We start from the raw sequence: 22,624 nt of genomic DNA on the forward strand, positions 1-22,624 counted from the left end.
TCGTGTCCGGGGTCGCGCCGGGCAGTCGGGGAGAAGTCGGACTTTTCGTCACCTGCCTGGTCGACCTGATGCGGCCGTCGATCGCGTTCGCCGCGATCCGGCTGCTTGAATCCGCCGGCTACACCGTGGTGGTGCCGGACAGCCAGACCTGCTGCGGCCAGCCCGGCTACAACTCGGGCGACAGCGAGGCGGCGCGCGCGCTGGCGCGCAAGCTGATCGCCGAATTCGAGTCCTTTCCTCATGTGGTGGCACCGTCCGGCTCCTGCGCCGGCACGGTGAAAGTGCATTACGCCGACCTGTTCGCCGATGAGCCGGCGTGGCGCGCCCGGGCCGAGGCACTGGCCGCGAAAACCTTCGAACTGACCCAGTTCCTGACCGATGTGGCCGGCGTGAGCACGGTGTCCGGTACCTTCAGTGGCTCGGTCACCTATCACGACTGCTGTTCCGGCCTGCGCGAACTGGGCGTGAAGGCGCAGCCGCGCGCGCTGCTGGACAGCATGCCCGGCGTGCGCCGGATCGAGATGCGCGACTGCGAGGAGTGCTGCGGCTTCGGTGGCCTGTTCTCGGTCAAGTACCCGGACATTTCCGGCGCCATCGTGCAGCGCAAGTGCGAATCCATACGCGGCTCCGGTGCCTATGCGGTGGCGCTGGGCGACCTCGGCTGCATGATGAATATCGAAGGCCGGCTGCGGCGCAGCGGCGACGAACTGACCGAGGTGATCCACATCGCCGAGTTGCTGGCCGGGCCGGACGGCGAGGGCGGCTGACATGGACATCCGCTCCATGCATTTCGTCGAACGGGTGCGTGAGCGCCTGGACGACGACGAACTGCAGCGCAACCTGAAGCGTACCCGTGGCCGCAATGCCGCCTCGCGCGCGGCGGCGGTCGCCGCCTTTTCCGATTTCGACGCGGTGCGCCAGCGCGCCACCGAAATACGCCGCAGCGTGCTGCGCGATCTCGACGTGTGGCTGGAGCGCTTCGAAGCGAAAGCGACCGAGCGCGGCGCCACCGTGCTGTGGGCGCGCGACGGCGAGCACGCCTGCGAGCTGATCGCGGATATCGCGAAGCGCCACGGCGTACGCACCGTGGTGAAGTCCAAGTCCATGGTGTCGGAAGAAGCCGGGCTGAATGCCGCGCTGGAAGCCGCCGGCGTGCGGCCGGTGGAGACCGATCTCGGCGAATACATCCTGCAGATCAACGATAACGAGCCACCGTCGCACATCATCATGCCGGTGATTCACAAGTCGAAGGAGCAGGTGTCCGAACTGTTCGCGCGGGTGCACGGCACGCCGCCCAAGACCGATATCGAGGCGCTGACCCACGAGGCGCGCGCGGTGCTGCGGCCGGAATTCCTCGCTGCGGACATGGGCCTGTCCGGTGGCAATTTCCTGATCGCCGAAACCGGCTCGGTGGCCATCGTCACCAACGAGGGCAATGGCCGGCTGTGCACCACGCTGCCGCGGGTGCATGTCGCGCTGACCGGTATCGAGAAGGTGATTCCGACGCTGGAAGACCTGTCCACGCTGCTGCGCATCCTGCCGCGCTCGGCCACCGGGCAGGCGCTCACCAACTACGTGTCCATGCTGACCGGGCCGAAGCACGCCGGTGATCCGGATGGCCCCGATCACATGTATTTCGTGCTGGTCGATGGCGGCCGCGCCGATCTGCTCGGCAGCGAGTTCGAGGACATGCTGCGCTGCATACGCTGCGGCGCCTGCATGAACCACTGCCCGGTGTATCAGACCGTGGGCGGGCATGCCTATGGCTGGGTGTATCCGGGGCCGATGGGTTCGGTGCTCACGCCGCTGTACCAGGGGCTGGAAAAGGCGAAGGATCTGCCGCACGCCGCCACGCTGTGCAACCAGTGCGGCGTGGTCTGTCCGGTATCGATACCGTTGCCGGAACTGATGCGCCGGCTGCGCGAAAAGCAGGTCGAACGCGGGCTGCGGCCGTGGTCGGAGCGACTGGCGCTGCGCGCCTGGGCCTGGGTGGCCGGCCGGCCGAAGCTGTATGCGCTGGCCAGCCGCATCGGCGTGCGCTATCTGCGCTGGCTGGCCGACGGCCGGGATCGCATCCAGGTCATGGGGCTGGCACCCGGCTGGACGGCGCAGCGCGATTTTCCGGCACCGGCAGCCAAAACCTTCCGCGAACTCCACGCTGAACGCCAGCGGGCGAAGAGCCGGGGAGGCGCAAGGTGAGCGGCACGCGCGACGACATTCTCGGCCGGCTGCGCCGTCAGCTCGGCCGTACCGAGGCTACGCGCGCCGAGGCGCAGGCGCGGGTCGAGGCGGTGATTGCGGCGCGCCAGTGCGGGCCACGGGCATCGGCCGACGCACTGATCGAGCGTTTCATCGAGCGCGCGCGGGCGATGCTGTCCACGGTCGATCGCTGCGTGACCGAAGCTGACGTGCCCGCGCACTGTGCGCGCTGGCTGGCCGGGCAGTCGCTGCCGACCGGTCTGGTGGTGGCACCGCCGCTGGCCCATCTCGACTGGTCGGCCGCCGGTCTGCAGGCGCGCGCGGGGGCGGCTGACGGCGACGACAGGGTGGGCGTGACCGGCTGTTTCCGCGCGATCGCCGAAACCGGCACGCTGATGCTGCGCTCCGGTGTCGACATGCCGCCGGTCAACAGCCTGCTACCGGAAACCCATATCGCGGTGGTGCCGTCCGGCCACATCGTGGCCGACATGGAAGCGGCCTGGGCGGACGCGCGCCAGGAGTGGGGCAGCGGTGGGGCCGGAGGCTGGCCGCGCGCGGTCAATTTCGTGTCAGGCCCGTCGCGCACCGCAGACATCGAACAGGTGATCGTGCTGGGTGCCCACGGACCATTCCGGGTGCATCTGCTGGTCGTTGGCTGACGGTGGCCCGGCCGTGAGGCCGGTCAGGCCCTTTTTGTAAGCGCGATTTACCGGGATAATCATGTCATTCCGGTCCGGCCCGTGCGGTCGCGCCCCGACGATCTTTCGCCGACGCTGCACATGCCCGTAACACCGAAACGCCGTTCTCCACCCCGCCGCCTGGTTTCCAGCCTGCTGTTTGCGTTGACCGCATCGTCCGCAGCGCAGGCCAGTGAAGAGCCGGAAAGTCCTTTCCTCGACGACACGCTGCCGGTGGTGCTGTCGATGACCCGCATGCCGCAGCGCATCGACGATGCGCCGGGCGCGGTCACGCTGTTTACCCGCGAAGACATCGAACGTCTGGGTTACCGCCGGCTGCCCCAGCTGCTGCGCCTGGTACCGGGCATGAACATCATGAGCGACACCGGCCATTCGCCGGCGCTGTTCTACCATGGCCTCGGCACGCTCAACCCCAATCGCATGCAGGTGCTGATCGACGGGCGCTCGGTCTATTCGCCCTATCTGTACGGCTACGTGGATTGGGATGCGCTGCCGCTGACGATGGACGAAATCGAGCGGATCGAGGTCGTGCGAGGTTCCAATGCGGCGACCTATGGCTCGAATGCGGTGGCCGGCGTGGTCAACATCGTTACCCGCAGTGCGCTAGACGGCCCGTCGGCCATTGCCTCGGTGACCCGTGGCAGCCGCGATGTGGCCGATGCCTCGGCGCGGCTGCGTCGCAGCTTCGGCCCGCTCAGCATCGCCATCAATGCGCGCACCCTGGGCGACGAGGGCTTCGAGCATCGCTACGACGATGCGCGGCTGAATGCCTCCACGCTGCGCGCCGATCTGACGCTCAATGCGTCGGACGAAATCAGCCTGATGGCCGGCCAGAGTTCGGGTTCGCGTGGTGTCGGCTATCCGCTGGGCGTGGCCGGCAACCGCGACAACAGCAATGGCTTCCGCGATGTACGCACCGACAACTGGTTCGTGCATCTGCGCTTCCGGCGCAGCATTTCGGTCGACAACGAATGGTCCGTCGGCTACTACCAGAACCAGGACAAGGGCCAGGAAGAGTGGTTCGGCGTCCTCGGCCCGTTGCGCCTGCCGATTGACTACAACCGCACCGCTACGCGCGAGAACTTCGATTTCCAGCACCAGTTCTCGCCGGCGGCCGGCTGGCGGGTGGCCTGGGGCGCCGAACACCGCGAGGACAGGCTGCAGTCGGCCCGCATGTTCTATTTCACCGGCAGCGAATCGCAGAAGCTGCTGCGGGTATCGGCCAACGTCGAATGGCGACCGAACAGCCTGCTTACGCTGAACGCCGGCAATATGATCGAGCGCTTCGAGGGCTATGGCCACCAGTCCTCGCCGCGCCTGTTCGCCACACTGCATCTGACGCCGGATCATGCGCTGAAGGCGGGCGTCAGCCGCGCCTTCCGCCAGCCATCGCTGATCGAGGCCTACGGTGATTCGCGTTTCATCTACCGCGAACTGATCCCCTTCCTGCCCGCCCGTTACCAGGGGCGCGTGCAGCGTACCTATGTCGGACAGCCGGATCTCGATCCGGAACAGCTGGATTCGACCGAAATCGGCTATGTCGGCCGCTTCGGCGCCTCGTCGCTCGAAGTGCGCTATTTCCACGAGCGCTTCGATCATCTGATCACCGAAACACGCTTCGTCGATCCCGCTTTCCGCAATGCCGGTCGCTCCTACTTTGAAGGGCCGGGCGCCACCATCCGGGGGTTCGAGTACCAGTACCGCTGGCGTGGCGAGGGGCGTGAAATCTGGTGGTCGCACGCGTTGCCGCGCATCAGCGCCAATCCGGTGTGCGATCCGGGCCAGACCTGCTACGCCGGTACCGCGCCGTCCTCCACCTGGTCGCTGACCTGGATGGAACAGTTGCCGCGTGACTGGTCGGTATCGGCCACGCTGTACGGGGTCAATTCCGCCAACTTCCTGAACGGCAGCAAGCCGGTCGACAGCTACCAGACGCTGGATGCGCGGGTGGCCAGGAAATTCCGCAGCGGCGACATGCTGTGGGAGGCGGCGTTGTCGGTCACCGACATCGGGCCGGGCTACGAAACTTTCAACGACGACCAGGCGCGACGGGTGCCGTTCAACAAGGTCGCCCGCCAGACCCTGCTGACGCTGCGCTCGAGCTGGTTCTGAAGCGCGTCCGTCTATCCCTTATGATGATCGCCGGATAAACAGGCGGTCTACCGGAAGGGGGCGGAGTGCAGGGTCGGTTCGGGTTCAATCGACTCGGATTCCGCAGTCGCGTGCTGCTGGCGGCGCTGTTGCCGTCGGTGCTGATCGCGCTTGCCCTGGCGGTTCATTTCACTTCCACCCGTATCGCCGACATCGACCGCGCCCTGGTCGATCGCGCGCTGCTGCTCACCGCCAGCCTTGCACCGGCCTCCGAGTACGGCCTGTTCGCGGGCAATTCCGACATCCTGCAGACCCTGGCCGACGCTGCGCTGCGCGAGCGCGACGTCGATGGCGTGGTGCTGTTCGACCGTGACGGGCAAGTACTGGTGCGGGCTGGTGTGGTGCGGCTGCCGGCCCCCGAATCGTTTGCCGGGCTGGGGGCGCCGGTGCGGCTGGAAAGTTCGGACGCGCACCACCTGTTCGCGGCGCCGGTGTTCAGCGAACAGGCGAAGCCGGATCCGATGTTCGACGACGGCAGCGCGGAGCTGCCCGGCGTCAGCCGGCTGGGCGCGGTGGTGCTGCAGGTATCGCGGGCCGGCAGCCGGCAGGCGCAGCGCGAACTGATGTGGAGCGCCGCGCTGATCACGCTGGGCGGGCTGGTGCTGGCCGGCCTGCTGGCGCGCGCGCTGTCGGACGGTGTGACCGCGCCGGTGCGTTCGCTGGCCGACACGGTGCGGCGCATTGAACAGGGCGATTTCTCGGCGCGTGCCCGCACCGGTGCGCGCGGCATCCTGCAGGTGCTGGAAGACGGCATCAACCGGATGGCGGTGACGCTGGGCGGCACCCGGGCCGAGCTGGAGCGCCGGGTGCAGGACGCCACCGCCCAGCTGCAGACGCAGAAGGAAGTGGCCGAACAGGCCAGCCGCGCCAAGACCCAGTTCGTCGATGCGTTGCTGCATGATCTGAGCCAGCCTTTGATGGCGATGGGCCTGGACATCCGCACGCTCAAGCTCCGCCTGCGCGATGCCGAGAGCAGCGCGCTGCTGGTGCGGCTCGAACGTTCGTCGATGAAGCTGGAGAACATGCGCGACGTGCTGCTCGATGTCGCCCGGCTGGAATCCGGTGCCACCCAGCCGCGGCAGACCGAATTTCCGCTCGAGCGGGTGTTCGACAGCCTGCGCCACACCTTCGAGGCGCAGGCGGCTGAAAAGGGGCTGGTTTTCGTGCTGCATCCGACCCGGCTGTGGTGCCGCTCTGATCCGCTGCTGCTGGAGCGGGTGCTGGCCAATCTGGTGTCCAACGCATTGCGCTACACCCTGCACGGCCGGGTGCTGATCGGGGCGCGCCGGGTGTCGGATGTCAGCGTGCGCATCGAGGTGCGCGACAGCGGTCAGGGCATTCCGGCAGAACGGCTGGACGACGTGTTCGACGAATTCGTCCGGCTGCCCGGCATCGATCCGGGCAGCGGTGGTCGAGGCATGGGGCTGGGGCTGGCCATCGTGCGTCGGCTGTGCGCGCTGCTTGACCATACGGTGAGCGTACGTTCGCGCCCGGCGCGCGGTTCCACCTTCAGCGTGCAGGTGCCACGGGCGCCGGCGCTCGCTTCAGCCCCGCCGGAGGACGAACTGTCCGGTCTGCGCCGGCTGAGCCGGCAGCGGGTGGCGCTGATCGACGACGACGCCGCGCTGCTGCAGTCGCTGCAGCAGCTGCTGCATTCGCTCGGGGTGGATGTGATCGCCGGCACCTCGGCCGGATTCGTGCTGCGCCAGCTGCGCCAGGCCGGCGCACCGGCCTTCATCATCAGCGACTACCAGCTGGGCCCTGACAGCGACGGGCTGCGTGCGGTGCTGTCGCTGCGGCGCGAATTCGGCGAACACATTCCGGCGCTGATCATGACCGGTCTGGCCGCCACCCGCGAACTGGAGATCGAACTGGAGGCGCACGGCATTCCGCTGGTGGCCAAGCCGGTGCGGCCAGTGGTGCTCGACGCGGTGATCGGCAGCCTGCTGGACGCGGCCGACGAGGACTGATTCAGTCCTTGCCGGCGCGCCGCGGCAGCCGTATGCCCATCTGCGACAGCGCGAACACCGCCTGCGTGCGGTTGCGTACATTGAGCAGCCGCAGGATGGTCGAGATATGGGTTTTCGCGGTACCGTCCGAAATGCCCAGTTCGCGGCAGATGAGCTTGTTCGGCAGGCCTTCGATCATCAGCTGCAGCACCTGGATCTGGCGCGGCGTGAGGCCGATGTCGGCCAGGTCCTGGATGGACGGGCGCGGCGGATGCGGGTGGGCGGCGTTGTCCAGCACCTGCTGAGGCACATAGATGCCGCCCTTGAGCACCAGCTGCAGCGCGCTCACCAGCACTGCGGTGGTCGAACTTTTCGAGATGAAACCCATCGCACCGTGGTCGATCGACTCGGTGATGGTCTGGCGGTCGTCCTGGGCTGAAATGACCACCACCGGCACGTCCGGGAATTCGCTGCGCAGTTGCACCAGCAGCGTGGTGCCTTCGGCGTCCGGCAGATTGAGGTCCAGCATCACCAGATCGGGCCGCCAGCCGGTGCGCAACAGGGTGAGCGCGCGCGAGGCGAGCAGCGCGCAGCGGATGTCGGGTTCGGTGTCGACCTCGGCCAGTACGCTGCGCAGCCCTTCGACCACGAGGGGCTGGTCTTCGACGATCATTACCTGCATGGGTGGGGCATCCGTCAAGGAATGGCCCCGATTTTATATGCGATGGTGCTTGCGGTCCTGCTGCGGCGCAAAGGAGAACACGTGGTGAGTCACGGTCTGGTGCTGTTCGGTCACGGATCACGCGATCCGGAATGGGCGCGCCCGCTGCGCGAGGTGGCGGCACGGGTGGCGGGCGGTGCCGGCGCGCCGCGGGTCGAACTGGCCTTTCTTGAATTCCTCGAACCGACGCTGGAACAGGCCTGCGCGCGGCTGGTGGCCGACGGCGTCAGCCGCATTGCGGTGCTGCCGATGTTCATCGCCCAGAGCGGCCATGTGCGGCGCGACCTGCCGGCGCAGATCGACGCGGTGCGCGCCGCCCATCCGTCGCTGCGCATCGATCTGGCGGTGGCGGTCGGTGAGGATGCACGGGTGCAGGCGGTGATGGCCGAAGTCGCGCGGGCGGCCTTCGACGACTGAGTGCGCTCAAGGCGGCCTGTCGGCTGCCGTTAGTGTGTTCGACGTGCGGGAGCCGAAACTTTCTCAGGCTTCCACGTCCCTCTCAGCGGAGCGTGATTTCATGGTGAGCCTGTCAGCACCGGCCCGGATACTGGTTGTCGATGACGAACCTTTCAATCTGGAAATCATCGGCGAATATCTGGACGGCCATGGCTACGATCTGACCATGGCGCGGGACGGCATCGAAGCCTGGGAGTGTCTGGAAGATTCCGGGCGCGAATTCGATCTGCTGGTGCTCGACCGCATGATGCCGCGTCTGGATGGCATGGAGCTGCTGCGCCGGGTGCGTCGCACGCCGCGCCTGAGCGGTCTGCCGGTCATCATGCAGACTGCCGCAGCCACGCCGGACCAGGTACGCGAAGGTCTGGCGGCCGGCGCGCGCTACTACCTCACCAAGCCCTACGAACCGGACGCGCTGCTGGCCATCGTCAAGACGGCGCTGGAAGAAGCGCGCCGCAACCGCGAAATCCAGATCCAGGTTGACGGCATGCGCCGCGCCATGGGTTCGCTGCAACTGGCGGAATTCGAATTCGCCACGCTGGAACAGGCCGGCCAGCTGGCCGCGCTGGCTTCGCTCACCGCGCCCGAGCCGGAAAACATCGTGATGGGCCTGAGCGAACTGCTGATCAATGCGGTGGAACACGGCAACCTGGCCATCAGCTATGCCGAAAAATCCCGCCTGCGGATGGAGGATCGCTGGCAGGAAGAGGTGGAACGCCGCCTTGGCCTGCCCGCCTATGCCGATCGCCGCGCCCGCCTGCGGGTCGAGCGTACGGCCGGCAGTGTGCGCTACACGGTGAGCGACGAAGGCGAGGGCTTCGAATTCGTCCGCTACCTCGATTTCGACCCCAGCCGTGCTTTCGATCCGAATGGTCGTGGCATCGCGATGGCGCGCCAGCTGTGTTTCCGGTCTCTGGAATATCAGGGCTGCGGCAATGTGGTTACCGCGACGGTGGAGGTGAAATGAGCATGCAGGCAGTCATGCACGCCGGCGCCGAACCGTCGCCGGCACAGGTCGCACCGCGCCAGATGACGGTGCTGGTGGTGGACGACACGCTGATCGGCCGGGCTACGGTGAGCACGCTGGTGCGCCGGCTCGGTCATCGCTGCATCGAGGCGTCCGATGGCGCCGGTGCGGTGCAGGCCTACCGCACCTACCGGCCCGACGTGGTGTTGATGGACGTGGTGATGCCCGGCATGGACGGTCTGGAAGCCACCCGCCAGCTGCGTCGCCTGGCGGCCGACACCTTCCTGCCCATCCTGCTGCTGTCCGCGCGTTCCGACGACACCGACATGATTGCCGGCCTGCAGGCCGGGGCGGACGACTACCTGACCAAGCCGATCAATTTCGCCATCCTGACCGCCAAGCTCGCCAACTGCGGTCGCCAGCTCACGATGCACGCGAGCATGGCCAACTACCGCGCCGAGCAGGAGGAGGAAATCGAGTTCGCGCGCCACGTGATCGAGCGCCAGGTGCAGGGCAAGGCGGTGAACGATCGCCGGGTGCGCTATTCGGTCACGCCGACCGCGCAGTTCTCCGGCGACATCGTCGCGGTGTCGCATTCGCCGTCCGGCGCGCTCTACGCGCTGCTGGCCGACGCCACCGGCCACGGTCTGGCAGCCGCGATCAGCGTGCTGCCGGTGCTGCAGGTGTTTTTCGGCATGGCCAAGAAGAACCTGTCGCTCGGCCTGATGGCCAGTGAAATCAACCGCCACCTGAGCACGACGTTGCCGGTCGGCCGTTTCGTTGCCGCCACCATCGTGCGTATCGAGGGCAGCGAAGGCGAGGTGTGGGTGGGCGGCACGCCGGAAGTGCTGCTGCTGGACCGCAGCGGACTGGTGAACGCCCGCTTCGGGTCGATGAACCTGCCGCTGGGCATCGATGTGGACGACGCCGCCAACGTGCCGCCGCAGCGTTTCGGCTGGACGCCAGGCGACCAGCTGGTGCTGTGCTCAGACGGTCTGCTGGAGGCGCACAATCGTTTGGGCGAAGCTTTCGGCAGCCAGCGGCTGGAGGCGACGCTGCGTGACGCAGCCCCGTCGCGGCGCCACGATTCGGTGCGTGACGCGCTGACCGTGCATCTGGACGGTGCTCTGGCGCATGACGACGTGTCGCTGATGATGATCGATCTCGAATGAACAGCGCGCCTGGCGCCCGGATCCGCGCGGTCCGGGCGCCGGGTGGGTCGGACAGACAGCATTGGCACGGTGATTGCATCGTACCCGGACCGAAGTCCTCTCCGTCCGTGCCGATATGGCTGTCCTCAATGTGCTGGTGGTCGACGAATCACGCAAACGCGCCGCCGAAATCTGCGCCGGGCTCGCCTGCGCCGGTTATCAGGTGGCGGCGGTGCTGTCGAGCGCCTACGACCTGCACATGAAGGTCGAGGAAATCAAGCCGGACGTCATCCTGATCCAGACCGACTCGCCCTCGCGCGACACGCTGGAGAACATGGCGGCGATGGACCGTGAGATGCCACGTCCGGTGGTGGTGTTCGCCAACGATTCCGACAGCAAGACCATACGCCGCGCGATGAAGGCCGGCGTGTCGGCCTATGTGGTCGATGGGCTGGAACCCAAGCGCATCAAGCCGGTGATCGATGTCGCGCTGGCCCGCTTCGAGGAACACCAGGAACTGCGCCGCTCGCGCGACGAGGCGCGACAGAAGCTCAATGACCGCATCGCCATCGATCGCGCCAAGGGCATCCTGATGAAGCTGCGCGGCATCGATGAGGACGCCGCCTACCACACGCTGCGCAAGCTCGCGATGGAGCGTGGCAAGACCATATCCGCGGTGTCCGAAGACTTCATCGCTACCGCACGCCTGCTCGGCTAGTCGCGCCCGCGCTGCTGTTCGCGCGCCGGCCATTCCCCGTCTGCCTGCCTGCTTGTCCGCATTCCGCGGCGCCGCTCATCGTGACGGCTGCGCGGCCGTGCGCACGCCCGTTCCCCCGACAGCATCACGCCGTGATGCCGATCGTTTCGTCATGGTGCGGAGCCCGACGCTTCTTGCACCGCACAAGTGCGCGCCCTCACGCGCAGGAAACCGGAGTGGTTTTCCGGGTTTGTTTTCAAGTGCATGAAAGGTAACGTTTTTTCATCTTTTGTCCGACGCTGGCACAGGCCCTGCTATTGGAGTGACAAGGCGTAACAACGACGTTGCGGCCAGCGAGGCGGGAAGCCTCCTCAAGGGACAAGGGTGTCCATCCAACCGGCTTCTCTGCCGTGGATGCACACCCTTTTTTCATTCTGGAATCGATCATGAACCTACGGAGAACACAATGGCTGAGCATCCGAAGCAGGCAGACAGCGTCATTGACACCAGTGCAACCCGCCGCAGCTTTCTCAAGCAGGGCGCCGCACTTGGTGTGGGAGCTTCGCTGATGAGCATGGTGCCCCCCGGCGTACGTTCGGCGGCCTGGGCCGCCGGTTCCGACGCACCCGAGAAGAAGGAAGTGCGCATCGGCTTCATCCCGCTGACCGACTGTTCCAGCGTGGTGATGGCGGCGGTCGAGAAGTTCGACGAGAAGTACGGCATCAAGATCATTCCGTCGAAGGAAGCGTCGTGGGCGGCGGTGCGCGACAAGCTGGTGAATGGCGAACTGGACGCCGCGCACGTGCTGTACGGCCTGGTCTATGGCGTGCACATGGGCATCGGCGGGCCGAAGAAGGACATGGCCAACCTGATGACGCTGAACAACAACGGCCAGGCCATCACGCTCGCCAACAAGCTGAAGGATCAGGGCGTGACCGACGGGGCCAGCCTGCAGAAGCTGATCGCCGCCAAGCCGGGCGAATACACCTTCGCCCAGACCTTCCCGACCGGCACCCACGCCATGTGGCTGTACTACTGGCTCGCGGCCAACGGCATCAACCCGATGAAGGACGTGAAGGTGATCACCGTGCCGCCGCCGCAGATGGTGGCCAATATGCGCGTCGGCAATATGGACGGCTACTGCGTCGGCGAGCCGTGGAACAACCGCGCCATCATCGACAAGATCGGCTTCACCGCGGTCACCACCCAGGACATCTGGGTCGATCACCCGGAAAAGATCCTCGGCACCACCGCCGAGTGGGTAAGCAAGTATCCGAACACCGCACGGGCGATGACTTCGGCCATCCTCGAAGCCGGCCGCTGGATCGACGCCTCGCTCGCCAACCGCCGCAAGACCGCGGAAACCGTCGCCTCCAAGTCCTACGTAAATACCGATATGGACGTCATCCTGGAGCGCATGCTGGGCCGCTACCAGAACGGCCTCGGCAAGAGCTGGGACGACAAGAACGCGATGAAATTCTTCAACGACGGCGCGGTGAACTTCCCCTACCTGTCCGACGGCATGTGGTTCCTGACCCAGCACAAACGCTGGGGCCTGCTCAAGGACGATCCGGATTACCTGGCCGTGGCCAAGGCGATCAACCGTACCGACATCTACCGTCAGGCTGCGACCGCTGCCGGCGTGGCGCTGCCCAAGAGCGACATGCGCAGCCACAAGCTGATCGACGGCGTGGTGTGGGACGGCAAGGATCCGAAGAAGTACGCCGCCGGTTTCAAGATCCACGCCTGATGCGGACGGTGCGGGCAGCGCCCGCACCGGTCGTCTCTTACTGACCACCCCGGGGCCGCGCGTCGCGGGGCGGGCGAAGGTCGGGTCCATGCCCGGCCTTCGCGGGAAAGGAGTTCTCCATGAGTGCAGCAAGCATCAGTTCGGACAAGATCGTGTCCATGCCGTCGTCACCGCCGGTGGCTCAGGTTCAGGCCGCCAATGAAGCCGGACCGGCCGTTGCGCCCGCCCGCCCCAGCGAGCCGCGCACGCCGCTGTCAGAAATCCTGCTGGCGGTGTTCAAGGCGGTGTTTCCGCCGGTTGCCGGCATCGCGCTGCTGATCGCGGTGTGGGCGCTGCTGGCCGCCAAGGGCGGCAGCATTCCCGGTCCGCTTGCGGTGTGGGACGCGGCCAAGGTGCTGTTCGCCGACCCGTTCTACAACAACGGACCCAACGACATGGGCATCGGCTGGAACGTGCTGTCATCGCTGCAGCGCGTCGGTATCGGCTTCGGCTTCGCGGCGCTGGTGGGCATTCCGCTCGGCTTCATCATCGGCCGCTTCGCCTTCATGAACGCGATGTTCGACCCGGTCATTTCGCTGCTGCGCCCGGTCAGTCCGCTGGCCTGGCTGCCGATCGGTCTGCTGGTGTTCAAGCAGGCGGACCCGGCGGCGACCTGGACCATCTTCATCTGCTCGATCTGGCCGATGATCATCAATACCGCGGTCGGCGTGCAGCGCGTGCCGCAGGACTACATGAACGTGGCCCGCGTGCTCGACCTCGACGAGTGGAAGATCGTCACCAAGATCCTGTTCCCCTCGGTGCTGCCCTACATGCTCACCGGCATCCGGCTGTCCATCGGCACCGCCTGGCTGGTGATCGTGGCCGCGGAAATGCTGACTGGCGGCGTGGGCATCGGCTTCTGGGTGTGGGACGAGTGGAACAACCTGAAGGTGGAGCACATCATCATCGCCATCTTCATCATCGGCATCGTCGGCCTGCTGCTCGAACAGGCGCTGCTGCTGCTGGCCCGCCGCTTCTCGTACGGCAACAGCTGAGTCCACCTTCATCACGGGCCGGCCCGGCCGGCCCGACAGGAGATCACCATGAGCAAGAAGACCATCGTCAAGGTCGAAGACGCCGGCATGAGCTTCGATACCAAGAAGGGCAAGTTCATCGCGCTGCGCAACATCGACCTGAACATTGCCGAAGGCGAATTCGTCAGCCTGATCGGCCATTCCGGCTGTGGCAAATCCACGCTGCTGAACCTGATCGCCGGCCTCACGCTGCCGACCGCCGGCAGTCTCATCTGTGACGGTCGGGAAATCGCCGGCCCCGGGCCGGAGCGCGCCGTGGTGTTCCAGAACCACTCGCTGCTGCCCTGGCTCACCTGTTTCGAGAACGTGCTGCTGGCGGTCGAGCGGGTGTTCGGCAAGAAGGAAGGCAAGGGCAAGCTGAAGGCGCGCGCCGAGGCCGCGCTCGAAATGGTGCACATGAGCCACGCGCTGCAGAAGTATCCGCACGAAATCTCCGGCGGCATGAAGCAGCGGGTCGGCATCGCCCGCGCCTTCGCGATGGAACCCAAGATACTGCTGATGGACGAGCCCTTCGGCGCGCTCGACGCACTCACCCGGGCCAGCCTGCAGGACGAGCTGAATGGCGTGATGGAGAAGACCGGCGCCACCGTGGTGATGGTGACTCATGACGTGGATGAGGCGGTGCTGCTGTCCGACCGCATCGTCATGATGACCAACGGCCCGGCCGCCACCATAGGCGAAATCCTGCCGGTGAATCTCGCCCGTCCGCGCGACCGTCTGGCGCTGGCGCACGACCGGGACTTCGTCGACTGCCGCGCCGCGCTGCTGGAATTCCTGTACCAGAAGCAGGTGAAAAAGGCGGCCTGAGCAGGCGTTCAACGCACCCCAAACGCACCCTGGAAAGCAGACGGCCCGGATCGCTCCGGGCCGTCTGCTTTCTGGCTGCCGGCCATGAGGCCGGCACCCGTCTTACCGCTGACCGCGCATGCGGCGGCGAGCCGACAGGCCGATCATGCCCAGACCGGCCAGCATCATGGCGTAGGTTTCGGGCTCCGGCACCGGAGCCAGCGCCAGCACGTCGAGGCGGCCGCCTGCGGCATTGCTCACCGCCGGCTCCCACCAGTTGCCGTTGTTGCCGGTGGCGATGCCACCGCCGGTGGAGCGGATGCGGATCCACGCGTAGGCATCCGGCAGTGCGCCATTGGTGTTCTTGACCGGGTTGGCCAGGAAGGATGCAACCGAGAAGCCGTTGTAACCGCTTTCGCCATTCAGGAAGTCGATCGTCGAGGTGGTGCCATTCACGAAGGCGCCAGCCACGTAGTTGATTTCCTGTTCGAAGGCCGGATCGCCGGTCACCGCACCCCAGCCGTTGGTCGCACCGTTCTCCGCGAATTCGATCGGGCCGCCGCCACGCGCGGTGTTCACGTTCAGACCGCTGACATAGCGCCAGTTCACGCCGTTGGTAGCCGACGACAGTTCGGACTCACCGGGACCGGCGATGCTGGTACCGGGGAAGTTCAGTTCGTAGGACGAAATGAAGATGGAACCGGTGCCGGACGAGAACTGGTTCAGGCCGTTCAGCGTCAGCGTCGAACGCACACCGGTCTCGCCGTCGCCCAGGTTGAGGTCCGACAGGTCGGTCAGCGTCAGCGTGCCGACCGTGACGGCGCTGCCGCCGGAGGCCGATGCGAAGCTGCCCAGCAGGTTCGTGGCCATGTAGTCGAAGGTCAGGGTGACCGAGGCCGCATGCGCGGTGCCGAAGGACAGGCTGGCCAGTACGGCGGCGATGAGCGTTTTTTTCATTGTGATGACTCCTCTGATCGTTTTGAGTGTGCGGGCCTGAGGGGGAGGCGGGCCCGCGCGCCGGGAAGGTTTCAGCCGCGCTGTGCGCGACGGCGTGCGGCCAGGCCGATCAGGCCGAGCCCGGCCAGCATCAGCGCATAGGTTTCAGGTTCGGGCACCGGTGGGGTCGGCACGAAACCGCCGATGAAGCCGCCGGCCGGCGACTGACCTTCTTCACCGGCCTGGAAGTAACCGATCGCCTTGTTGCCCAGCGTGTAGGCGGTGGCATTGGTCTTGACCAGGAACAGGCCGCTCCAGGGGTTCTCCTCGGATACGCTGAAGTCGCCGCGCTGCCGCACGGCGTCCGGGTCATAAGGCAGGCCCAGATTCGAGGTGGACGTCGACGATGTCGCGCCGGCCTGATACTGGCGCAGATCGCTGTCGGTCAGGAAGGTCCAGGCGGCCGCGGTCGAGTAGCCGGTAAAGCCGTACCGGTAGAGGAAATTCACCTCCTGATTGTTATCGACCAGGTTCAGGTAGCGGGTGCCGAACACCAGCGCGTTGTCACGGCTGTCGCGATAGACGAAGTCGTAGATGGTCGCCTGCGGTTCGTCAGGCAGCAGCGGCACGCCGGTGGTGACACGCCAGTCCAGCAGCGTCAGCGTTCCGATTCCGGTGGTGATGCCGCCGCTGACTGCCTTGTAGGCAATCTTCTCGGCGATCACATTACCCGAGCCCCTCAGCTCCGGATCTGCACTCCACTCGCGGTCATCGTCATATCCGGCAAGGTATTTCTTTGACTCGATGTCAAGATGGAGGCGATCCGCTGCGGGGTTGGTGGCGCCGTTGATCAGGCCGCCATTGCCCGGGGTGAGCGTGCTCAGGTTGGTCGGCAGCGAGAAGAAATCGCCTGCCTGCGCGCTGCCGGTGATCGCCATCAGGGCCAGCGACGCGGCGATGACAGTCTTTTTCATGAGACCTCCGTGTATTTGATGGGTGAAGCAATCGGGTGAGGGACAATCCATGCGGCGCTGCATGCCCTGCATGGATGTAGGAAAAATTCCTACACCCACCCTGCCGAATGCCCGACAGATTTGACCCGGAAGGCCGGTGCGGAAACAGGGATGTTTTCCCGATTTTCAGGGGTCGGAGCTCGGCCACACGCCGTTCTGCGCGGACGGTCGACTGTCGGAAACTTCCGTGGCGTTGCAACATCGGCAGCCGCATGCGGGCGACGGACCACAGGGGGCGTATTCCTTCGTGGTGCGCGGGCGGGTGCGCGCGTGCGTCGGCGAACGCGCGCAGCACGAGTGCGGGGAGGCGTAGGTGTGACGATTCGCTACGGGACGGTTTCCCGCAGGTGTTGACAGCCACTGCCGGTGCAGACGGAGGATGACATCCGCGTGGTGATCGGGTAGCCGGCCTCGCGCGGCGGACTGACCGCGATCGCGCGGCCGGCTCTTTCATGCGCTCGGTTGCCTGGGCGACACACTGCGGAGGACACATCCGGCCTTACGCAGACGCAGTCCTCAAACGATGCCCTGTTGGCCGAAGGCGGCCGCTCCTGTCGCAGCCGCGCCGCTCGCGAGAACTGTCCTCGGCCGGATAGCGTCGAGTGCGAAAATGCCTGCCGACGCAGAAGTCGGCAGGCTGAGGCAGAAGAGCGACGCGCAAAGCGGCGTAGCCGCCCTTCTGTTGCCTGTCAGCGCCCGGCTGGCCCGGGCCTTAACGGCTCAGCGCAGGTTGCCGCGCAGCCGCTGCACGTCGACCGAACTGACCGGCGACGCGCTATTGCCCCAGCTGCCGCGGATGTGCGACACCACCATCGCGATGTCGTCATCGCTCAACGAGGCGGCGAACGGCGGCATGCCGTAGGGGCGCGGATTGCCGCGGGTGGCCGGCGCGTAGCCGCCGCCCAGCACGGTGCGGATGGCATTGGCCGGCGGGTCCATCGAAACCGCGCGGTTGCCGGCCAGAGCCGGCCACACGCCGGGCCGGCCTTCGCCGCGCTCGCCGTGGCAGTCGGCGCACTGGTCGGCGTACAGCTGCGCGCCGCGTTCGCGCCGCAGTTCGTCCTGCACGCCGGCGAAGTCGCTCTTCACCGGCCGGGTCTGCGGCAGCGCTTTCAGATAGACCGCCATCGCGTCCAGGTCGGCGGCCGACAGATGCTGGGTGCTGCCGAACACCACCTCGGCCATCGGGCCGGCAGCGGTCGCGTGCGGCGTCACGCCGTCACGCAGCAGCGCCACCACTTCGGCCTGTGGCCAGTCGGCGACCGATGCTTCATGCGGCGAGGCGAGCGACGGCGCGTACCAGTTCTGGCCCGGCATCAGGCCGCCGGCCAGCGCGTCCGGGTCGGTGCTGGCGCCCAGCGCATTGCGCGGCGCGTGGCAGGCGCTGCAGTGGCCCAGACCCTGCACCAGATAGGCGCCGCGGTTCCATTCGGCGGGCTTGCCGGCATCCGGCTGGAACACACCCGGCTTGAAATACAGCGTGCGCCAGGCCAGCAGCGCCGCCTGGGTGTCGTAGGGGAAGCGCAGCGCGTGCGTCCGGTTCGGCTGGTCGACCGCAGGCAGGGTCTGCAGCCAGGCGAACAGTGCGTCGGCGTCGGCACGGGTGACGCGGGTGTAGTTCGTGTAGGGGAAAGCCGGGTAGAGCAGCCGGCCGTCGCGGCCGCGACCGTCGTGCAGCGCGTTCCAGAAATCGTCCGCCGACCACTGGCCGAGGCCGGTTTTCGCGTCGGACGTGAGATTGCTGGTGTAGAGGGTGCCGAAAGGCGTGTCCATCGCGCGGCCACCGGCGCCGGGTGTGCCGCCGGGCGCGGTGTGGCAGGCGAGGCAGTTGCCGGCCCGCGCCAGATATTCACCGCGCGCGACCAGGGCGGTCGGTTCATCCGTGGACGGCGAGGCGGGTGAGGTATCCGACGCCGGCTTCAGTGCGACATACACAGCGGTCGTGGCCAGCGCGGTGACGACGAGAACAGACAGGGCGAGACGTTTCATCGCGCGGCCTCCGTCACGCCACCGCAGCGTATCGGCAGCGGCTTTTCCAGCGCGGCGGCAGGCTTGCCGCCCAGGCTGACCGGTTGTGACGACAGCCAGTGGGCCACCGACTGGATGTCTTCAGCGTTCAGCTTCCGCGCTACTTCAGCCATGCAGTCCGGTGCATGTGCATGGCGTATGCCGCTCTTCCAGCCGGCAAGCTGGGCGGCCAGATAGTCGTGCGGCAGGCCGAGCAGGCCGGGCAGGGCCGGCGCGACGCCGGTCAGTGCGCTGCCGTGGCAGCTGGCACAGGCCGGAATGTCGCGCGCCGGGTCGCCGTCGCGTACCAGCCGTTCGCCGTGCGCCAGCACCGCGGGCTTCTGCGTGCTGCGGGCAGGCGGCGGGTAGGGCAGGTCGAGCGCGGAGAAATGACGGGCGATTTCCTGCAGGTAATCGTCGGTCAGCGTCTGCAGCAGCCCGCTCATCAGCGGGTACTGGCGGCGGCCGTCGCGGAAGTTCACCAGCTGGTTGTACAGATAGCCGGCCGGCTTGCCGGCGATGCGCGGGTAGTAGCCGTCGGCCGCTGCGCGGCCTTCCGCGCCATGGCAGCCGGTACAGGCTTTCACCCGCAGATCGATGTCCGGGTGTTCGCCGGGGGCGGCGAAGGCGGTGGCGGCCGACAGCGCGAACAGACCGAACAGCGCGCGGGTGGTTAATGCGATGGAGATGCGGTTCATGGCGAAGCGGGCAGCGTGAAGTCCGGCTGCATGATAAGCGCTGCCCGAGCCGGGGCGCCCGGACCGCCGGGTTATGAGCCGATGAGGCGCGCCACAGCGGTTACAGGCTGCGTATCTTGCGGAGCAGCGCGGTGGTCGACCGTTCGTGCTCGAAGGCGATGGATTCGACCCGCCCGCCGCGCGCCAGCACCTCGGTCGCGCCGACGATGCGCTCCACCGGCCAGTCACCACCCTTGACCAGCACGTCCGGCGTGCAGGCGTTGATGAGGTCGAGCGGCGTGTCGGCGTCGAACCAGGTGACCAGACTGACCGATTCCAGCGCGGCGATCACCGCGGCGCGGTCTTCCAGCGCATTGACCGGCCGGTCGTCGCCCTTGCCCTGGCGGTGCACCGACGCGTCGGTGTTCAGCGCGACGATGAGCGCGCCGCCCAGCGCCCGCGCCTGCGCGAGGCAGGTTACGTGGCCGCGATGCACGATGTCGAAACAGCCGTTGGTGAACACCACCGGGCCGGGCAGCGCCGCGCGACGCGCCACGATTTCATCCGGCGGGCAGATCTTGGCTTCGAAAGCCGGCAGGCCGCCGCGCATCAGGCGGCGCCGGCGTACTGCTTGCGGAAGCGGTTCAGGTCGCCCACGGTCTTGAAGCTTTCGCCGAACAGCGAGCTCAGATTGCGCAGGATGCCGCCGATCACGCGGGCCTCGCAGTCCTTGTCGAAGCGGATCTGTTCGTCCAGCCAGCGCTCCAGCCATTCGGGGTCGGGCAGGCGCGACTGCACCGTGTCGCGCGGAAAATGCGCCTTGCTCACGTGCAGATTGGTCGGATGCATCGGTTTGCCGGCACGGCCGCTGGCGGCCATCAGCATGCCGATCTTCGAGAACGCGGCGCGTGCGGCGTCGCCGGCCTGGTCGATCGCCCGCTTCATGTACTTCAGATAGGCGCCGCCGTGGCGGGCCTCGTCGCGCGACAGCAGATCGTAGATGTGCTTGATCACCGGTTCGGTATGCCAGTCGGACGCACGGCGGTACCACTGGGTCAGGCGCACCTCGCCGCAGAAGTGCAGCATCAGCGTTTCCAGCGCCGGCGCCGGGTCGAACTCGAAGCGCACCTCGTGCAGCTCGGCTTCGGTCGGCGCCAGGTCGGGGCGGAAGCGACGCAGGTATTCGATCAGCACCAGCGAGTGCTTCTGTTCCTCGTAGAACCAGATCGACATGAAGGCCGAGAAGTCGGAGTCGTCACGGTTGTCGCGCAGGAACATTTCGGTGGCCGGCAGCGCCGACCATTCGGTGATGGCGTTCATCTTCACCGTCATCGCCTGTTCGTCGGACAGCAGCGATGCGTCGAAACTGTCCCATGGCACGTCCTTGGCCATGTCCCAGCGTGCCGACTCCAGGGATTTGAACAGTTCGGGATAGAGCATGAAGCGGCTCCTTGAGAAAAAAACATTGTACGCGAGCGAAAGACAGGCCGATGACAGCGCGCCGGTCGGCCCCGGAGCACTCATTCAAGCATGCGGCTGTGTCAGTTGATCGACGGAAAAGCGGCTTTGTGCCGGCTCAGTGGCGGCTGCGCCAGTCGGACACGGTGTCCGGCAGTTCGCCGATGTCTCGCATCAGCCGTATGCCCGGCTCTTCGCGCAAGCGCGCCGGTGCGCCGGCGCCGCCCACCCACAGCTCGATGGAGGGCGGCAGCGTGGCGCGCAGCGTGCGCAGCCCGTCCAGTGCCTGACGGGCCGGAAAGGCGGCGCTGAAGGACAGCGCCACCACGTCGGCGGATGCGGTCTGCGCAGCCCGCACGATGTCGGTCACCGGCATGCGCGGACCGAGCGAGCAGCAGTGCGCGCCTTCGGCGGACAGCATGACTTCGGCCATCAGCAGGCCGAGTCCGTGTTCTTCTTCCGGCAAGGTGGTCAGCAGCACCCGCGGCGGCCTGCCCGGGCGCGGATAGCTGGCCAGGGCGCCGCGCAGGAAGGTCTGCAGCTGCTCGGTGTAGAAATGTTCGTCCGGCACGCCCAGTTCGCCGCGCAGCCAGGCTTCGCCGATGTCCACGTTCAGTGGCGCGATCAGGTCGGTGATCAGGCCTTTCAGCCCCTTTTCCAGCAGTGCGGCCTGGAAGCCGCGGCGCAGCGCCTCGACATCGTGCGCGCGCAGCGCGGCGACCAGCTCTCCGGACAGCAGCGTCGGGGCCCGGCGCGTGCGGTCGGCGGCGATCAGTGCGTCAAGTTCGTCGGCCGGCAGCGCCAGCAGCTTGCCTGGCCGCCAGCCCTGATCCATCAGCCGGCAGATCAGGCGCAGTCGATCGACCTGGTCACGCGGATAGAGCCGCTCGCCGGCCTCATCGCGTATCGGCGCGGGAAAGCCATAGCGCCTTTCCCACACCCTCAGCGTGTCTTTCAGCAGACCGGTTTCGCGTTCCACGGCACCGATGGTCGACAGCGCCGGGCTCGAAGCAGTGGTATTCATTTTGTCCTGGACAAATCGTTGACACGATCGCGCATGAGTCCTAGATTACGACTTGAGTCCTGTTTTGTCCAGGACAAAAAGGGAGGCAATCATGAGAAAACACTGTGCCCGTTCCGTCCTCGGCCTGCTGGCTTGCGTGCTGGCCCCGGCCCTCCATGCGGTCATGCCTTCGGACGCCGAGCCCGCCGACCGGCAGCGCGCCGGTGCGCCGGGCGTGGATGCGCGCCCTGGCGACACGCGTGTCGGCGGCAATGACGAACTGATCCGTCTGCACCGCGCAGCCACCGGCATCAGCCCGCCGTCCGCCCCGGCCGGTGTGGAACCTGCGGCACTTTGCTGCGAGGTGAGCCGTGCGACGCGCTGATCTTTTCCTGCTGACCGCCCTGGTGACGCTGATGACCTCTCTGACTGCCCACGCGGCCGGCAACTGCCCGACGCTGCTGGACCGCAGCCTTCCCGGCCTGCTCGACGGCAAGCCCCGATCGCTGTGCGAATTCTCCGGCCGCGTGCTGCTGGTGGTGAATACCGCAAGCCGGTGCGGCTACACGAAACAGTACGCGGCGCTGGAAAAACTGCAGGAAACCTACGGCGCGCGCGGCCTGACCGTGCTCGGCTTTCCGTCCAACGATTTCGGCAACCAGGAGCCGGGCAGCAATAAGGACATCGCCGAGTTCTGCAGCATGACCTATGGCGTCAAGTTCCCGATGTTCGCCAAGACCGCCGTCCGGAGCGAGCCACGCGAGCCCTTCTACAGCGACCTGATCAAGGCGACCGGCTCGGCACCTGCCTGGAATTTTCACAAATACCTGATCGGCCGGGATGGCCGCAGCGTGTCGGCCTTCCCCAGCAATGTCGCGCCTGACTCGGACGTGCTGGTGCGCGAGATCGAGGCGGCGCTCGCGAAATAGGGC

22 protein-coding genes are annotated in these 22,624 nt (G+C 66.8%); 14 read left to right on the forward strand and 8 right to left on the reverse strand.

Translation table 11 applies throughout. From position 1 onward, the window contains the following. The first annotated feature begins 2 nt into the window (after nucleotides 1-2). The 5 genes from METUNV2_RS0105780 to METUNV2_RS0105800 all read left to right on the forward strand — a co-directional run bounded on the left by METUNV2_RS0105780 (nucleotide 3) and on the right by METUNV2_RS0105800 (nucleotide 7,018). The gene (locus tag METUNV2_RS0105780; protein WP_026187912.1) at nucleotides 3-767 is read left to right on the forward strand and encodes a (Fe-S)-binding protein; all 765 of its coding nucleotides are present in this window, start codon (nucleotides 3-5) and stop codon (nucleotides 765-767) included. Nucleotide 768: 1 nt separating this feature from the next. Continuing rightward, complete coding sequence (locus tag METUNV2_RS0105785) at nucleotides 769-2,199, forward strand: LutB/LldF family L-lactate oxidation iron-sulfur protein (RefSeq protein WP_018228540.1); 1,431 nt, start codon at nucleotides 769-771, stop codon at nucleotides 2,197-2,199. Then, nucleotides 2,196-2,858, forward strand: a complete 663-nt coding sequence (locus tag METUNV2_RS0105790; protein WP_018228541.1) for a LutC/YkgG family protein — start codon at nucleotides 2,196-2,198, stop codon at nucleotides 2,856-2,858. The genes METUNV2_RS0105785 and METUNV2_RS0105790 overlap by 4 nt, the downstream gene beginning before the upstream one ends. A 183-nt stretch (nucleotides 2,859-3,041) precedes the next feature. Then, nucleotides 3,042-5,009, forward strand: a complete 1,968-nt coding sequence (locus tag METUNV2_RS0105795) for a TonB-dependent receptor plug domain-containing protein (RefSeq protein ID WP_018228542.1) — start codon at nucleotides 3,042-3,044, stop codon at nucleotides 5,007-5,009. A gap of 110 nt (nucleotides 5,010-5,119) precedes the next feature. Further along, the gene (locus METUNV2_RS0105800) at nucleotides 5,120-7,018 is read left to right on the forward strand and encodes a hybrid sensor histidine kinase/response regulator (protein WP_018228543.1); all 1,899 of its coding nucleotides are present in this window, start codon (nucleotides 5,120-5,122) and stop codon (nucleotides 7,016-7,018) included. A 1-nt stretch (nucleotide 7,019) separates the two neighbouring features. Here METUNV2_RS0105800 and METUNV2_RS0105805 read toward each other — a convergent pair whose 3' ends face one another. Beyond that, nucleotides 7,020-7,679, reverse strand: a complete 660-nt coding sequence (locus METUNV2_RS0105805) for a response regulator (RefSeq protein WP_018228544.1) — start codon at nucleotides 7,677-7,679, stop codon at nucleotides 7,020-7,022. Between the two features lie 84 nt (nucleotides 7,680-7,763). Between METUNV2_RS0105805 and METUNV2_RS0105810 the strand changes: the two genes are divergently transcribed. The 7 genes from METUNV2_RS0105810 (at nucleotide 7,764) to METUNV2_RS0105840 (ending at nucleotide 14,619) form a co-directional block, all read left to right on the forward strand. After that, nucleotides 7,764-8,135 (forward strand): sirohydrochlorin chelatase, encoded by a 372-nt coding sequence (locus METUNV2_RS0105810; protein WP_036271298.1) that lies wholly within the window; start codon nucleotides 7,764-7,766, stop codon nucleotides 8,133-8,135. A 100-nt stretch (nucleotides 8,136-8,235) separates the two neighbouring features. Beyond that, on the forward strand, nucleotides 8,236-9,141 hold the full coding sequence (locus METUNV2_RS0105815; protein ID WP_018228546.1) for a response regulator: 906 nt from the start codon (nucleotides 8,236-8,238) through the stop codon (nucleotides 9,139-9,141). Further along, nucleotides 9,138-10,313: a SpoIIE family protein phosphatase gene (locus METUNV2_RS0105820; protein ID WP_018228547.1), complete on the forward strand. Its 1,176-nt coding sequence runs from the start codon at nucleotides 9,138-9,140 to the stop codon at nucleotides 10,311-10,313. The genes METUNV2_RS0105815 and METUNV2_RS0105820 overlap by 4 nt, the downstream gene beginning before the upstream one ends. Before the next feature lie 115 nt (nucleotides 10,314-10,428). Next, on the forward strand, nucleotides 10,429-11,010 hold the full coding sequence (locus METUNV2_RS0105825; RefSeq protein ID WP_018228548.1) for an ANTAR domain-containing response regulator: 582 nt from the start codon (nucleotides 10,429-10,431) through the stop codon (nucleotides 11,008-11,010). A 445-nt stretch (nucleotides 11,011-11,455) separates the two neighbouring features. Then, nucleotides 11,456-12,739 (forward strand): CmpA/NrtA family ABC transporter substrate-binding protein, encoded by a 1,284-nt coding sequence (locus METUNV2_RS0105830; protein WP_018228549.1) that lies wholly within the window; start codon nucleotides 11,456-11,458, stop codon nucleotides 12,737-12,739. A gap of 119 nt (nucleotides 12,740-12,858) precedes the next feature. Continuing rightward, nucleotides 12,859-13,773 (forward strand): nitrate ABC transporter permease, encoded by a 915-nt coding sequence (gene ntrB, locus METUNV2_RS0105835; RefSeq protein WP_018228550.1) that lies wholly within the window; start codon nucleotides 12,859-12,861, stop codon nucleotides 13,771-13,773. A gap of 48 nt (nucleotides 13,774-13,821) precedes the next feature. Next, the gene (locus tag METUNV2_RS0105840) at nucleotides 13,822-14,619 is read left to right on the forward strand and encodes an ABC transporter ATP-binding protein (protein ID WP_018228551.1); all 798 of its coding nucleotides are present in this window, start codon (nucleotides 13,822-13,824) and stop codon (nucleotides 14,617-14,619) included. A 102-nt stretch (nucleotides 14,620-14,721) separates the two neighbouring features. Here the strand turns inward: METUNV2_RS0105840 and METUNV2_RS0105845 are convergent, their stop codons facing one another. The 7 genes from METUNV2_RS0105845 to METUNV2_RS0105875 all read right to left on the reverse strand — a co-directional run bounded on the left by METUNV2_RS0105845 (nucleotide 14,722) and on the right by METUNV2_RS0105875 (nucleotide 21,713). After that, nucleotides 14,722-15,555 carry a PEP-CTERM sorting domain-containing protein gene (locus METUNV2_RS0105845; RefSeq protein ID WP_018228552.1) on the reverse strand — a complete coding sequence of 278 codons (834 nt, stop codon included), beginning with the start codon at nucleotides 15,553-15,555 and terminating at the stop codon, nucleotides 14,722-14,724. 71 nt (nucleotides 15,556-15,626) lie between these two features. Continuing rightward, nucleotides 15,627-16,508, reverse strand: a complete 882-nt coding sequence (locus tag METUNV2_RS0105850; RefSeq protein ID WP_018228553.1) for an FxDxF family PEP-CTERM protein — start codon at nucleotides 16,506-16,508, stop codon at nucleotides 15,627-15,629. Between the two features lie 759 nt (nucleotides 16,509-17,267). After that, complete coding sequence (locus tag METUNV2_RS0105855; RefSeq protein ID WP_018228554.1) at nucleotides 17,268-18,536, reverse strand: c-type cytochrome; 1,269 nt, start codon at nucleotides 18,534-18,536, stop codon at nucleotides 17,268-17,270. Continuing rightward, nucleotides 18,533-19,252 (reverse strand): c-type cytochrome, encoded by a 720-nt coding sequence (locus METUNV2_RS0105860; RefSeq protein WP_018228555.1) that lies wholly within the window; start codon nucleotides 19,250-19,252, stop codon nucleotides 18,533-18,535. The genes METUNV2_RS0105855 and METUNV2_RS0105860 overlap by 4 nt, the downstream gene beginning before the upstream one ends. Nucleotides 19,253-19,352: 100 nt before the next feature. Further along, complete coding sequence (locus METUNV2_RS0105865; protein ID WP_018228556.1) at nucleotides 19,353-19,841, reverse strand: adenylyltransferase/cytidyltransferase family protein; 489 nt, start codon at nucleotides 19,839-19,841, stop codon at nucleotides 19,353-19,355. Next, on the reverse strand, nucleotides 19,841-20,671 hold the full coding sequence (locus METUNV2_RS0105870) for a ferritin (RefSeq protein ID WP_018228557.1): 831 nt from the start codon (nucleotides 20,669-20,671) through the stop codon (nucleotides 19,841-19,843). Before METUNV2_RS0105870 ends, METUNV2_RS0105865 begins: the two co-directional genes overlap by 1 nt. A gap of 136 nt (nucleotides 20,672-20,807) precedes the next feature. Beyond that, complete coding sequence (locus METUNV2_RS0105875) at nucleotides 20,808-21,713, reverse strand: MerR family transcriptional regulator (protein WP_018228558.1); 906 nt, start codon at nucleotides 21,711-21,713, stop codon at nucleotides 20,808-20,810. Between the two features lie 91 nt (nucleotides 21,714-21,804). Here METUNV2_RS0105875 and METUNV2_RS0105880 point away from each other — a divergent pair, with 91 nt between their 5' ends. Next, nucleotides 21,805-22,077: a hypothetical protein gene (locus METUNV2_RS0105880; RefSeq protein ID WP_157281322.1), complete on the forward strand. Its 273-nt coding sequence runs from the start codon at nucleotides 21,805-21,807 to the stop codon at nucleotides 22,075-22,077. Between the two features lie 31 nt (nucleotides 22,078-22,108). Continuing rightward, nucleotides 22,109-22,621, forward strand: a complete 513-nt coding sequence (locus METUNV2_RS0105885; RefSeq protein WP_232415620.1) for a glutathione peroxidase — start codon at nucleotides 22,109-22,111, stop codon at nucleotides 22,619-22,621. The last annotated feature ends 3 nt before the right edge of the window (nucleotides 22,622-22,624 follow it).

The organism is Methyloversatilis universalis EHg5, from assembly GCF_000378945.1.
Classification (GTDB): Bacteria; Pseudomonadota; Gammaproteobacteria; order Burkholderiales; family Rhodocyclaceae; genus Methyloversatilis; species Methyloversatilis universalis_A.

Excerpts from the sequence above, each read along its gene's own strand:
- METUNV2_RS0105865 (WP_018228556.1), bottom strand. The coding sequence starts at position 19,841 with ATGCGCGGCGGCCTGCCGGCTTTCGAAGCCAAGATCTGCCCGCCGGAT.
- METUNV2_RS0105805 (WP_018228544.1), bottom strand. The coding sequence starts at position 7,679 with ATGCAGGTAATGATCGTCGAAGACCAGCCCCTCGTGGTCGAAGGGCTG.
- METUNV2_RS0105840 (WP_018228551.1), top strand. The coding sequence starts at position 13,822 with ATGAGCAAGAAGACCATCGTCAAGGTCGAAGACGCCGGCATGAGCTTC.
- METUNV2_RS0105815 (WP_018228546.1), top strand. The coding sequence starts at position 8,236 with ATGGTGAGCCTGTCAGCACCGGCCCGGATACTGGTTGTCGATGACGAA.
- METUNV2_RS0105860 (WP_018228555.1), bottom strand. The coding sequence starts at position 19,252 with ATGAACCGCATCTCCATCGCATTAACCACCCGCGCGCTGTTCGGTCTG.
- METUNV2_RS0105880 (WP_157281322.1), top strand. The coding sequence starts at position 21,805 with ATGAGAAAACACTGTGCCCGTTCCGTCCTCGGCCTGCTGGCTTGCGTG.
- METUNV2_RS0105845 (WP_018228552.1), bottom strand. The coding sequence starts at position 15,555 with ATGAAAAAAACGCTCATCGCCGCCGTACTGGCCAGCCTGTCCTTCGGC.
- METUNV2_RS0105820 (WP_018228547.1), top strand. The coding sequence starts at position 9,138 with ATGAGCATGCAGGCAGTCATGCACGCCGGCGCCGAACCGTCGCCGGCA.
- METUNV2_RS0105875 (WP_018228558.1), bottom strand. The coding sequence starts at position 21,713 with ATGAATACCACTGCTTCGAGCCCGGCGCTGTCGACCATCGGTGCCGTG.
- METUNV2_RS0105870 (WP_018228557.1), bottom strand. The coding sequence starts at position 20,671 with ATGCTCTATCCCGAACTGTTCAAATCCCTGGAGTCGGCACGCTGGGAC.
- METUNV2_RS0105885 (WP_232415620.1), top strand. The coding sequence starts at position 22,109 with ATGACCTCTCTGACTGCCCACGCGGCCGGCAACTGCCCGACGCTGCTG.
- METUNV2_RS0105830 (WP_018228549.1), top strand. The coding sequence starts at position 11,456 with ATGGCTGAGCATCCGAAGCAGGCAGACAGCGTCATTGACACCAGTGCA.
- METUNV2_RS0105825 (WP_018228548.1), top strand. The coding sequence starts at position 10,429 with ATGGCTGTCCTCAATGTGCTGGTGGTCGACGAATCACGCAAACGCGCC.
- METUNV2_RS0105855 (WP_018228554.1), bottom strand. The coding sequence starts at position 18,536 with ATGAAACGTCTCGCCCTGTCTGTTCTCGTCGTCACCGCGCTGGCCACG.
- METUNV2_RS0105785 (WP_018228540.1), top strand. The coding sequence starts at position 769 with ATGGACATCCGCTCCATGCATTTCGTCGAACGGGTGCGTGAGCGCCTG.
- METUNV2_RS0105850 (WP_018228553.1), bottom strand. The coding sequence starts at position 16,508 with ATGAAAAAGACTGTCATCGCCGCGTCGCTGGCCCTGATGGCGATCACC.
- ntrB (WP_018228550.1), top strand. The coding sequence starts at position 12,859 with ATGAGTGCAGCAAGCATCAGTTCGGACAAGATCGTGTCCATGCCGTCG.